Origin of the sequence: Arthrobacter sp. AZCC_0090 (genome assembly GCF_014207375.1) — a bacterium.
In the GTDB taxonomy this organism is placed as follows: Bacteria; Actinomycetota; Actinomycetes; order Actinomycetales; family Micrococcaceae; genus Arthrobacter.
In genome coordinates, this window is sequence record NZ_JACHEE010000013.1 from 139,452 (window position 1) to 151,540 (window position 12,089).

Here is a 12,089-nt window from a genome sequence, read left to right on the forward strand (position 1 = left end):
GCGTCAGACGGTGGGAACGGCCGCGCTAAAGGTGTTCGGGAAGGACTTCCCGGGCGAGATCGGCGATGCGCCGCTCATTGGGGAAGGACAGCTTGCGTGCCAGGTCCTGGAGGGGAACCCAAGCCGCGTCTATGGCCTCTTGATCGGGATCGTTCTCGATGGTCAGCTCGCCGCCCGTGGCGCGGAGCAGGAAGTGGTGCACGGTCTTGTGTACGCGATGCCCACTCACGGTGAACCAGTAGTCGATGCTGCCGAGCGGAGCCAGGACATTGCCTTCGATTCCGGTCTCTTCGGCGATCTCGCGGACTGCGGCTTCCTCGTTGTTTTCCTTGCCCTCCGGATGACCCTTCGGCAAGCACCACTCAAGCCGGCCACCCCTATTAAGGCGGGCGATGATCGCGACCCTCAGTTCGCCGTCGGACGTGTCCACTACGACGCCGCCGGCAGAGACTTCCTCCACAGTCGGAAGGGCGGCCTGCGCCGTGTGCTGAGCGGGCGCGACGTGGGCACCAATTGCCGACGGCAATGGTGCATTCGTCCTCCTGCCAGGAGCACTCGGGATCGGGTTGGCCATGAAGTCCACTCTAACGACTCTTGCCCGTTGGTGATGACCGGGACATGGACTCACGGTGACGTGCGGATGGCGTTCGGCGGTGATCCCGGTGTTGTCGTCGCGCAATCGCAGCGCAATGACAAGGATCCGGTGGGATGGCGCAGCGAAATCTGACAAGCTTAAGGAACTATGGCGCAAGTATTGGACAGTTCTTCAGTTAATTTCCAGATGGATCCAGTGGTCCTGGACCTCGGCCAGCGTTTTGTCGACGCTGGATTCGAACTGTCGCTCGTGGGTGGGCCCGTGCGGGACCTCTTCCTAGGCCGTGTCTCGCCGGACCTGGATTTCACCACTGACGCCACCCCGGACCAGACCCTTTCCATCATCAAGAGGTGGGCGGACAATTTCTGGGAGATTGGCCGCGCGTTCGGAACGATCGGGATGAAGAAGTCCGGCTTCCAGATCGAGATCACCACGTACCGCGCGGAGGCGTACGACGCCGATTCCCGCAAGCCGGTGGTGGCTTTCGGTTCGTCGCTGCTGGATGACCTGCTCCGCCGCGACTTCACCATCAACGCCATGGCGCTCCGCCTGCCCTCGCTGGAGCTTGTGGACCCGTTCGGCGGCGTGCGCGATCTCCATGCCTCGGTGCTTGCTACCCCTGGAGCCCCCGAATCGTCCTTCTCCGACGACCCGCTGCGCATGATGCGCGCCGCCCGCTTTGCCGCGCAGCTTGGCGTTACAGTGCACGACGACGTCCGGCTCGCCATGTCCGGGATGGCTGAGCGGATCAAGATCATTTCCGCCGAGCGCGTCCGCGAGGAACTCGTCAAGCTCATTAACGGTGCGCAACCGCGGGCGGGCATCGATCTCCTCGTGGATACCGGACTGGCCGAATTTGTCCTGCCGGAGGTCTCTGCGCTGCGTCTTGAGGCCGACGAGCACCACCGCCATAAAGACGTCTACCAGCACTCCCTCCAGGTGCTGGAGCAGGCCGCGTCGCTCGAGACCGGTCCAGACGGCCCCGTGCCCGGTCCAGACTTCGTGTTGCGCTTCGCGGCGTTAATGCACGACGTCGGGAAGCCGGCGACGCGCCGGTTCGAACCGGGCGGCGCAGTGAGCTTCCGCCACCACGACATGGTGGGCTCCAAGCTGACCGCGAAGCGCATGAAAGCCTTGCGCTTCGACAACGACACCATCAAGGCCGTGGCGCGGCTCGTCGAGCTGCACATGCGTTTCTATGGATACGGGGACGCGGGCTGGACCGATTCCGCCGTCCGCCGTTACGTGGCTGACGCCGGTCCCCTGCTGGAGCGCCTGCACCGGCTCACCCGGTCCGACGTCACCACGCGTAACCAACGCAAGGCAGAGCGGCTCTCCTTTGCCTACGATGACCTTGAGCAAAGGATCGAGGTCCTGGCCGAACAAGAATCGCTCAACGCCATTCGGCCTGACTTGGACGGAGCACAGATCATGGCTTTGCTGGGGCTCAAGCCCGGACCCGTTGTTGGCCGCGCCTACAAGTTCCTACTGGAAGAGCGCATGGAAAACGGTCCACTGTCCCACGAGGACGCTGAATCCAAGCTATTGGCGTGGTGGGCCGAGCAGCCCGAGTCCGCCGTCGAACTTTCATCGGAACCAGCCGTCGATGCCCATGCCGGCATCGCCGAACCAGAGGAGTCCTAAGTGAACGAAGCAGCCAAGCCCGCCCGGCCACAGCTCTGGATCATGCGCCATGGGGAGACCGAATGGTCCAAGAGCGGCCAGTACACGGGATTGACCGATCTCCCTTTGACGGTCGAAGGCGAGCAGCAGGCCGTGGAAGCGCGCAAAATCCTGGAAGGCATCGACTTCGACCTCGTCCTGACCTCTCCGCTGCGACGAGCCCGGCGCACGGCGGAGTTGGCAGGGTTCCCCGACGCTGTCCACGAGCCGCTGGCCGTGGAGTGGAACTACGGAGACTACGAAGGCATCAGCTCGGACCTCATCCGCAAGGACAATCCGGACTACCTCATCTGGACCGACGGCGTCCCCAATGGCGAGACGCTCGACTCCGTGGCAGCCCGTGCAGACAAGATCATTGCCCGCGTCCTGGAGTCTGGAATGGACAACGTCCTGATTGTCGCCCACGGCCATTTCTCCCGCATCCTTACGGCCCGCTGGCTTGAATTGGACGCCAGGGAAGGACGCCACTTTGTCCTGGGAACCGCCAAAGTTTGTACCTTGGGATGGGATAAGCGGACGCCTGCCATTCTTCGCTGGGGACTGTAAGGGGAATTAATTTCTAAAATGTCTGTAATTGGCTGGCCAACAGCACGATTCATGGTGTAACTTTATTTTTGATCCCAGAGCGATCCGCCGGGATTATGGCGTGCCCTACCCAGTCAGTCTGCTGTGGTGGTGCCAAGGCAGACTGTGTCGCCAAACAGAAAAGGAGGTTGGGAAAATGATTACTTTGACTAGCGGATGGAAGATGACTGTTGCTGGCACCCCGGCCTTCGCTGCTCGACGCCGTTTTGCGGCCTAACTTCTCCTGATGTACTTCCGCCCCTGAATATCGGGGCGGTTCACGGTGCAATCAGTCGTCGAGTTGGCCTGCCATTGAGCGGTATCACGCGATTGACGTGGTGCGCAGCTTCCTCATAGTTCGGAACCAGCTTCTTGTTGGGGACGGCTGCCCTCTGAATACCCCGTACCGGATCTCAGTGCTTCAGTACTGTCCGCGGTCATTCGAACAATTCGCTTAATCCACCCATCATCGCCCGGCATTTACATGCCTATATCCACTGCTGTCTTCCTTCGAATTCAGTGGGGCTTAATTGTCATGCCCGAATTCCGGCAATTCTCTTCAATAACGAAAGGAGGTGAACCATGGCCAAGCGCCTCAAAGACCTGATGGTCTTCAACGGCAAGCCGGTCGTCAAAGACAAGACCCTCTTCAACGGACAACTCCTGGACCAGCGCCGGGAGGACGTCTACGTCGTCCTACACCAATTGGGCATCATCCGCTGAGTGTCCCCACCACTGCAATTCAGGAGGGACTGATGGCACACATCGGACCGTTCGCCTCGGAAGCCCACGCGGCTACGCGTGGGCTTCCGCCTTTTAATGCGGGGAGTTAGGGGCGAAGCTGTCCGCCGCGCCTGAAGGTAAGCTCGATTCCATGCAGGAGACGAAGCCGCACATCCAGCAAAAGCGTGCGCGCTTTGTGGTCCCCACCCGTAGCGACACCTTACTGAGGAACTTCACCGAACTGGTCGGAGGACCCCTCGGGCGGCGCTCCTCTCCGGGAGACATGTCCCCCGGATTCTTCACCGTTGAGCGTGTCCTCATCATCCTCACGATCGTTGCTGCTCTGCTGTCGATCCTGATCAAGGGCTATTGCCGGGTCAACGGTTGGCAGGCACCCCAGCAGTTCTACGCCACGTGCTACTCGGATTTCCCCGAACTCTTCCGTAGCCGAGGCCTTGCCGATGGCGTCTTTCCGTTCTTCGACCAGAAAGGCGTCTTCGAATATCCCGTGATCGCCGGGCTCATAGCTGGTGCTACGGCGTGGTTGGTACCCGGTCATGGCGCCAGTTCCGAACGGGTCTTGGGCTACTTCGATGTGAATGCCACCCTGATTGCCGCCCTGTGGATCGTGACTGTCCTGGTTACCGCGCGCATCAACCCACGCCGGCCCTGGGACGCAGCCATGGTGGCGCTGGCTCCGGGGATCGTGTTGGCCGGCGTTATCAATTGGGACATGTGGGCCGTAGCCATGCTCGCAGTCGGGATGTACTTCTTCGCGAAGGAACGTCCCGTCCTGGCTGGCGTGTTCATCGGCCTCGGCACGGCCACCAAGCTGTACCCGGTGCTCATCCTGGGCGCAGTCTTCCTGCTGGCGCTACGCAGCGGCCGGTTTCGGGCCTTCTTTACGACCACCCTTTCCGCGGCAGTGGCTTGGCTTGCGGTCAATATCCCTATCGCCGCCGTCAACCCCGCCGGCTGGCGATACTTTTTCGACTTCACCCAGGACCGCCCAGCCGGATACAGCTCGTTGTGGTTCGCCTACAACTTAGTGGCAGAACGGCTGCACCTGGTCCAGCTTGGGCCGGAAGCCATCAACGCCCTGGCATTGAACGTGTTCCTGCTTGCATGCGTCCTGATCGCGGGATTGGCTTTGACGGCGGCGCGGCGCCCACGGTTAGCCCAACTGACGTTCCTGATCGTGGCCGCCTTCATCCTGAGCAACAAGGTCTATTCGCCCCAGTTTGTCCTGTGGCTTGTCCCATTGCTGGCCTTGGCACGCCCCCGGTGGCGCGACTTCCTTCTCTGGCAGGCTGCCGAGGCTCTGCACTGGACAGCCACGTGGATGTATTTAGGCCAGACGAGCAGCGGCGGCCCTGCGCAGAACAACATCGACATGCCGTACTACGTCATGGCCGTGATGCTGCATATTGCCGCGACGGCATATTTGATGTTGAGGATTGCGTGGGACATCTGGGAACCGCGCTTGGATCCACTCCGGATCCGAGGTGTGGACGATCCCCATGGTGGGGAGTTCGACCATGCCAAGGATTGGTTCCGGGTGGACCTCAAGAATCCCGCCGCTTCGGTGCTGCCTTGGCGCCACGTAGTCTCCTCTCTTGAAGAGCGGCGGCCGGCAGAGGACTCGGTCCCATCCGCGAAAGGCGAGTCCGAACGCGATGGCTGAGGTCGCCGTCGTCGGCTCCGGACCGAATGGCTTGGCTGCCGCGGTAGTCATGGCACGCGCCGGCCTGGCTGTCCGGGTTTACGAGGCTGCGGAGACGATCGGGGGCGGAACACGCACCGCCGAGCTCTTGGAACCGGGCCATGTCTACGATGTCTGTTCCGCGGTCCACCCGATGGCGCTGGCTTCGCGATTCTTCCGGGAATTTGAACTCGAACGGCGCGTGGAGCTGCGTTTGCCGGAGGTTCAGTACGGGACCCCGCTCGACGGCGGCAGGGCAGCTCTCGCCTACCGCTCTCTGGAGCAAACGGCATCTGGACTTGGAGCCGACGGAGATGCTTTTACTCGCCTGATGGGACCGCTGGTGGAGCACCTGGGCGGAGTGCTCGACGTGACGCAGAACCAATTGCTGCGAATGCCAGCAAATCCTGTCGCTGCGCTTCGACTCGGTATAGCAGCCCTGGAGCAGGGTTCGCCATGGTGGAACCGGCGATTCGCCGGGGACGCCGCGCCCGCGCTCTTGACTGGGGTCGCGGCGCACGCTGTGGCGCCGCTGCCCTCGCTCACCGCAGCGGCGGCGGGACTCTTGCTGGGAGCGCTGGCCCATGCCGGAGGCTGGCCTATTCCCGTTGGTGGCTCGGCGGCGATAGCCGATGCAATGGCCCGCGATATCGAAGCCCATGGCGGGGTGATTGAGACCGGCGTACGGATCGATTCCTTGGAAGAGTTGAGTCCCGCGAAGGCCATTTTGTTGGACGTTGCACCCCCGGGCCTGCTGCGCATGGCTGGTACGGCCCTTCCGGGGGGCTACCGGCGGGCACTGGAAACATTCCGTTTCGGGAATGGGGCGTGCAAAGTGGACTTCATCCTGTCCGGGCCGGTTCCCTGGGCCGCTCGGGGACTAGCTGGCGCCGGGACTGTACACGTGGGTGGTACGCGTGTAGACATGGCTGAAGCGGAGAACCTGGTAGCTGCCGGCCGGCATCCTGGAAAGCCGTATGTGCTTGTGGCCCAGCCATCGATCGTGGATGCCGGGCGTGCTCCGGCCGGGAGACACATTCTCTGGACCTACTGCCACGTGCCCAAGGGGTCGACGGTGGACATGGCTGAGGCAGTCATGTCCAGGATCGAGGAATTCGCGCCGGGCTTCCGGGATGTGGTGATCGGATGGAAGACGACGACGGCGGCAGGCTTGGCCGAGTACAACGCGAACTATGTGGGCGGGGACTTTAGCGCAGGACTGATGGACATTCGGGGACTGGTGCAGCGTCCCGTGCTTTCACCCGTGCCGTGGCGGACGCCGCTGCGAGGCGTGTACTTGTGCTCATCGTCCACGCCGCCAGGGCCCGGAGTGACAGGAATGCCCGGATACCATGCAGCAAAGCATGCCCTGAAGGACATATTCGGACTGCAGGTACCCGGGCTTGGCATGCGCGCATAGCCGCCCCCCACACATCGCCGCCCCACGGCCACGCTCGCTCACTTGTGTGGCTCTCCCGGCCGACGCTCGCTCGGATATACGGCCCTTCCGGTCGATGCTCGCTCACATATGGGCCCAAACGGCGGAACCCTCCTGCAGAACATCTGCAGGAGCGTTCCCTGTTTTCCCCGATATCTGCAGGAGCGTCGGGTGGGGAGCCGATATATGTGCAGGAGGGTCGGGTGGGGAGCCGATATATGTGCAGGTGGGCCGGGTTAGTTGGCCGCCGTGAAACGTGCGCGGCGGTGGGCCGGAGTCTCGATCTCGTCGAGCATGGCGACGGCATAGTCCTGGGTGGAGATGCTGTTGCCGGCCGGGGAATCCTTGGCAGTGGAGTAGTTACCCGTCCGCTCACCCGGCTGGATGAGGGGTGCCGGTGCCAGCACTGTCCAGTCCAGGGTCTCGGGGGCTTCCTTGACGGCGGCGAAGGCTGCAGCGGCGGTGGTGGCTTCGGCCTTGTAGGCTTCCGGGAAGTCGGGCGAATCGAGGAGGCGGACGCCGTCGATCTCCAGGGTCCCGGCGCCGCCAACGATCATGAGGCGCGTGCCTTCGGCGTTGCTGTAGGCCGTATCCATCGCAGCGAGCCACTCGCCGTGGTCTCCGCCAGTGCGGCTCGGGCCGGTGGCGAGGATGACCGCGTCGTGCTCTTTGGCGATCTCAGCAAAACGCTGGCCATCAGCGAGATCGGCGGCGAGTGACGCCGCTCCAGCAACCTCCACGCCCTTGCGGGAGATGGCGGTGACCTCGTGGCCGCGGGTGAGGGATTCGTTGACGATCTGGCTTCCGACCATGCCTGTTGCGCCGTAAACTGCGATTTTCATGACTCTCCTTGGGGTTGCTATCCTTGCAATACGAAAACAGTATCTATTTGATACTGATAGCTTCAAAGGAACTTAGTTACCTGATGGAAACCAATGAACTGCCGGCAAACGTGTTGGACCCTGATTGCCCGTCCCGCGTGATCTTCCAACGCATCGGCGACAAATGGGCCTCGTTGGTGGTCCAGGTCCTCGCAGACGGCCCCATCCGCTTCTCCGAGCTTCGCAAAATGGTCCACGTGGTGACGCCCAAGGTGCTGACCCAGACCCTTCGCACCCTCGAACGCGACGGGCTCATCACGCGGACAGTCCATGCCCAGGTGCCGCCACGCGTCGACTACGAACTGACGGAACTTGGAACTTCGTTGTTGGAACCCTTGACCCTCCTGCGTCTGTGGGCCGAGGACCACGTGCCCAGCATTCTTGAGGCCCGCGACGCCTATGACGATGCCCAGGACGAGGCTGTCCTGAGGGGCTGACCCTGCCACTCTTTCAGCTAGGTGTTCCAACGGGTACGCCCGAGCCAAGGCGCCCGTCCCGCATGGTTGCGACGGAGTCGGTGAGCGGCAGGAATTCGGTATCGTGCGTCACCATGACGGTCGCGGTCGCGAACTCGTCCGTGACCTGACGCAGCAACCGCACGATCGATTCACTGCGCTCGTGATCCAACGCTGCTGTTGGCTCGTCCACGAGCAATACCCGGGGTTGGCCCATGAGCGCCCGCGCAATGTTCACGCGCTGCCGCTGTCCGCCTGAGAGCTGGTGTGGCCGCTTGTTGAGTGAAGCAGAGAGCCCGACGACGTCGAGCAGCTCGGTGGCACGCCTCCGTGCCGCTTTGGCTGCCTTCCCCCGGAGATGGTCTCCGATGATCAATTGCTCGACGGCGGTCAGCGATGGCAAGAGATTGGGCTGCTGGAAGATGATGCCCACCTTCTCCCGGCGCAGGGAGGTGAGCTCGGTGTCCTTGAGCTCCGTGGCATTCACGCCGTCGATGACAACCAGTCCGGAGCTTGGCCGGACCAGCGTGGACGCCACGGCCAGAAGCGAGGACTTTCCGGAGCCGGACGGGCCCACGAGGGAGAAGAATTCGCCTGCGTCCACGCTGAGATCCACAGCATCCAGCGCTTTTAGGGTGGAGTCTCCGTCTGGGTACTCCAGGGTGACGCTGGCCAGGGTGAGAGCGGGGTTCATTGATATGCCTTTCATGGAATATTTAGTGGTAGGGGCGGGCTGGCCCTAGTTGCCGCCGAGGGCGATGAGCGGATCCACCGTGGTGATGCTGCGGACCGCAAGGGCGGCCCCTGCCAGGCCCAGGAGCACAATCCCCGCGATGGGCAGGAGCGTGGTCAGCGGAGTCACCAGGAACGGGGCCGCTTGGGCCGCGAAGAATCCACCCAGCACGCCCATCGCACCACCCAGTCCCGCACCGGCGAGCAGGACGATCCCGGCTTGGACCAGGGCGTCCCGCACTACGTAGCCCGAAGAAGCGCCCATGGCCTTGAGCACCGCGATGTCGCGTGTTCGCTGGACGGTCCAGACAGTCAGGAACGCCACGATGACGAGTGCCGAGATGCCGTAGAGAAAAGCCTGCATCAACATGAGGGAACCGTTTTCGCTCTTGTACGAACCGAGGGCTTGGAACGAGCCGCTGGGGCTGGCGCTGACCGTGCCGGCAGCGGCATTGGCGGCATTGACGTCCACGGAAGCCCCGGCGTCGTACGTCACGGCGAGAACTGTTCCTATGGATGCCCCGGCAGGAATATGGGCGAGCTTCTGCCACGTGGCTCGTGAGGTCCAGACGACGCCGGTGTGCGAATACCACTCATCCTGGGCGATCGCAGAAACGGTCAGGCCGGTACCGCCGACTGTCACCTGGCTCCCGGTACTCAGTGAGAGTTCCTTCGCCAAGGACTTCCCGACCACCACTTCGCCGTCCTTAACCGCGATCGGTGAGATCCCGCCGTCGGCCCCGAAGACCGCGACGTTGGCTGTGCCAGCGGCATTGTTGGACGAATCGAGGGATTGGAATCGAGTCTGCGTGATGCCGACGGCCTCGGCGGAGGCAATACCAGGCCGGTTTCGCCATACTTCAAGGTGTTTGGCGGAGACCTCCGATTCCGTGTAGGACGCCTTGACCTCGCCTCCGGCGGGCGCGCCGAACACGATCTGCTGGGCCGGAAGGGCTGCGATGGCGGACGTCGACTGGTTGCCGAGGCCCGAGGTAAGTCCGGAGAGCATAACGAGGAGGAGCGTGATGAGGGCCACGACGCTTCCCATGAGGGCGAAGCGGCCCTTGGCAAAGCGGAGGTCACGCAGAGCGAGGTACATGTAATTCCTTTGTTCAGCCATTGAGGCGATCTTCTGGTTCTGTTTCAACTCTCCGACCTAAAAGCCTGCGAGGCATCGGGAGGCGGATGGATCCGTTCGATCGCCTTGGTTGACCTGCGGATCAACCGTTTGGTTGATTGGGCCCGAATACCGCGGAATCGGGGCAAAAGTGTCGGCGGGCGGGGCTACGCTGGAGGGCATGCAGGGAGCCGATTTGCCTCAAGTCACCGCGCAGCCCAGTCTCACCGCGCAGCCCAGTCTCACCGCGCAGCCCAGTCTCACCGCGCACCCCAGCGGCGCTCCCGTGATTTTGCGTGTCCTGCGCGTCAGCCTGCACGTTGGTTTTGCCGTGCTTCTGCTGGTCGCCGTCCTCAGGCTTGTGGCCGCGGGCCTTTCGCCACTCGCCACCGCGGCAGGCCTGGTGTTAGCCATGCTGCTTGCGGCTGTCTACCTCGTGGGGACGGTTCTCGAGAAGAGGCACGCCCTCAATCCCAAGCGCCTCGATCCGAAGCCATACGCGCGGTGGTGGCTCGCCGTGGTTTGCTGCCTGTGGCTGTTGCTCATGCTCATCAGTCCGGACTTCGCCTGGATAGCCTTCCCGTTGTTCTTCCTGCAACTGCACGTCTTGCCGCGGCGTTTGGCCCTGCCCGCAATAGCCGCCAGCACTGCGCTCCTCATCGCAGCCATGTGGTTCCACAACCGGGGTGCCGGGGCGGATGCCTTGCAACTTCCCATGGTCCTTGGGCCGGTTTTCGGTGCCGCCTTCGCGGTGGTCACCGGCCTGGCGTATCGGGCGCTCTACGTCGAGGGGGAGAACCAACGGCTCGCCGCCGAGGAATTGCGCCGCACCCGCGCCGAACTGGCACGCAGCCAGCACGACGCCGGTGTGTTGGCTGAGCGCGAAAGGCTCGCCCGCGAAATCCACGACACCCTGGCCCAGGGATTCTCGAGCATCGTCCTGATGGGACGTTCGGCGGAGAAGGCCCTTGATGCTGGTGACGCCGCTGCGGCTCGCGATCGCCTCAGGACGGTCCGTGAAACTGCGGCCAGCAACCTGGCGGAGGCTCGGAATTTTGTCCGTGGACTGAGGCCGCCGGACCTGGAGGAGTCTGGCCTGGCGGACACTTTGCGGCGTCTTTGCACGAAGACCGAGGCCGAGGCCGCCGCGCGTGGAGCCATGCTGCGCTGCCGTTTTGAGCTCCACGGCACGCCGGTGCCGCTGCCCAATCCACACCAAACCACTTTGTTGCGCGCGGCTCAGTCTTCCCTGGCGAACGTGTGGGCGCATGCCCACGCGAGCACCGCCGTCGTCACCCTGTCTTTTCTGGACGCCGAGGTGACATTGGACGTGTTCGACGACGGTGCGGGCTTCGATCCCGTCGCGGCCGCTGCCGCGGAAGCGCGCGGTGATGGAACCGGCGTCGGGCTCAAAAGCCTGCGCGAGCGTCTTGCGGCCTTCGACGGAACCCTCGACGTCGAGTCTGCTCCCGGGGAGGGGACCGTGGTGGCTATCCGGCTGCCGCTGGGTACCCTTAATCCAGCTCAGGAGGCATCCCAGTGACCGATAACATCAGGGTCTTGCTGGTGGACGACCATCCCGTGGTCCGGGCGGGCCTCCGGGCCATGCTTGCCGACTTCGAGGGAGTCAGCGTTGTGGCGGAAGCCTCCGACGGCGGCGCCGCCTTGGCCGAACTGTCGAAGCTCCATACCCTCGGCGAGCCAGTGGACGTGGTCCTCATGGATTTGCAGATGGGCTCGGGAATGGACGGAGTCACCGCCACCGGCAAGATCAAGGCCGGTGAAGCCGGGACTCCCCCACCGCCGGTCCTGATCCTGACCACCTACGACAACGACGCCGACATCCTCGCCGCGGTGGAGGCCGGTGCGAGCGGATACATGCTCAAGGACGCCCCACCAGAGCAAATCCGGCAAGCCGTCGTGTCTGCGGCGGCGGGCCAGACCGCACTCGCGCCCGAGGTTGCAGCGCGCCTCATGGGCCGGATCCGGAATCCGGCGCCCGCCCTGAGCACCCGCGAAGTCCAACTTGTAGAGCTCCTCGCCACCGGTATGAGCAACCGCGCAATGGCGAAGCAGCTCTTCATTTCCGAAGCCACGGTGAAGACGCACTTGGTGCACATCTACGCCAAGCTGGGCGTGGACAACAGGACTGCGGCCATCGCGGTAGCAACACAGCGCAGGATTATCCGGAGCCAATAG

Annotated in this window: 12 protein-coding genes; 8 read left to right on the top strand and 4 right to left on the bottom strand. The window is 63.3% G+C overall.

The window, feature by feature from the left end:
- Positions 1-25: 25 nt before the first annotated feature.
- Entirely contained in the window at positions 26-526 is a 501-nt protein-coding gene (locus HNP00_RS19055; protein WP_184741317.1) for an NUDIX hydrolase, read from the bottom strand.
- Between the two features lie 216 nt (positions 527-742).
- Between HNP00_RS19055 and HNP00_RS19060 the strand changes: the two genes are divergently transcribed.
- From HNP00_RS19060 to HNP00_RS19080, 5 genes are all read left to right on the top strand, one after another.
- Positions 743-2,239: a CCA tRNA nucleotidyltransferase gene (locus HNP00_RS19060; protein WP_184741290.1), complete on the top strand. Its 1,497-nt coding sequence runs from the start codon at positions 743-745 to the stop codon at positions 2,237-2,239.
- The gene (locus tag HNP00_RS19065; RefSeq protein ID WP_311770617.1) at positions 2,240-2,824 is read left to right on the top strand and encodes a histidine phosphatase family protein; all 585 of its coding nucleotides are present in this window, start codon (positions 2,240-2,242) and stop codon (positions 2,822-2,824) included.
- A gap of 600 nt (positions 2,825-3,424) precedes the next feature.
- Positions 3,425-3,565, top strand: coding sequence for a hypothetical protein (locus HNP00_RS19070; RefSeq protein WP_184741291.1), 141 nt, complete (start codon positions 3,425-3,427; stop codon positions 3,563-3,565).
- 151 nt (positions 3,566-3,716) lie between these two features.
- Entirely contained in the window at positions 3,717-5,249 is a 1,533-nt protein-coding gene (locus tag HNP00_RS19075) for a glycosyltransferase family 87 protein (protein ID WP_184741292.1), read from the top strand.
- Positions 5,242-6,687 carry an NAD(P)/FAD-dependent oxidoreductase gene (locus HNP00_RS19080; RefSeq protein ID WP_184741293.1) on the top strand — a complete coding sequence of 482 codons (1,446 nt, stop codon included), beginning with the start codon at positions 5,242-5,244 and terminating at the stop codon, positions 6,685-6,687. The genes HNP00_RS19075 and HNP00_RS19080 overlap by 8 nt, the downstream gene beginning before the upstream one ends.
- A gap of 254 nt (positions 6,688-6,941) precedes the next feature.
- On the opposite strand, the gene HNP00_RS19085 is transcribed toward HNP00_RS19080, so the two are convergent.
- Complete coding sequence (locus HNP00_RS19085; RefSeq protein ID WP_184741294.1) at positions 6,942-7,547, bottom strand: NAD(P)-dependent oxidoreductase; 606 nt, start codon at positions 7,545-7,547, stop codon at positions 6,942-6,944.
- A gap of 83 nt (positions 7,548-7,630) precedes the next feature.
- Here HNP00_RS19085 and HNP00_RS19090 point away from each other — a divergent pair, with 83 nt between their 5' ends.
- Positions 7,631-8,023, top strand: a complete 393-nt coding sequence (locus HNP00_RS19090; protein ID WP_184741295.1) for a helix-turn-helix domain-containing protein — start codon at positions 7,631-7,633, stop codon at positions 8,021-8,023.
- 13 nt (positions 8,024-8,036) lie between these two features.
- Here HNP00_RS19090 and HNP00_RS19095 read toward each other — a convergent pair whose 3' ends face one another.
- Both HNP00_RS19095 and HNP00_RS19100 read right to left on the bottom strand, forming a co-directional pair.
- Positions 8,037-8,735, bottom strand: a complete 699-nt coding sequence (locus HNP00_RS19095) for an ABC transporter ATP-binding protein (protein ID WP_184741296.1) — start codon at positions 8,733-8,735, stop codon at positions 8,037-8,039.
- Positions 8,736-8,780: 45 nt separating this feature from the next.
- Positions 8,781-9,872 (bottom strand): ABC transporter permease, encoded by a 1,092-nt coding sequence (locus tag HNP00_RS19100; RefSeq protein ID WP_184741318.1) that lies wholly within the window; start codon positions 9,870-9,872, stop codon positions 8,781-8,783.
- A gap of 199 nt (positions 9,873-10,071) precedes the next feature.
- Between HNP00_RS19100 and HNP00_RS19105 the strand changes: the two genes are divergently transcribed.
- Positions 10,072-11,433, top strand: coding sequence for a sensor histidine kinase (locus HNP00_RS19105; RefSeq protein WP_184741297.1), 1,362 nt, complete (start codon positions 10,072-10,074; stop codon positions 11,431-11,433).
- On the top strand, positions 11,430-12,089 hold the full coding sequence (locus HNP00_RS19110; protein ID WP_311770618.1) for a response regulator transcription factor: 660 nt from the start codon (positions 11,430-11,432) through the stop codon (positions 12,087-12,089). Before HNP00_RS19105 ends, HNP00_RS19110 begins: the two co-directional genes overlap by 4 nt.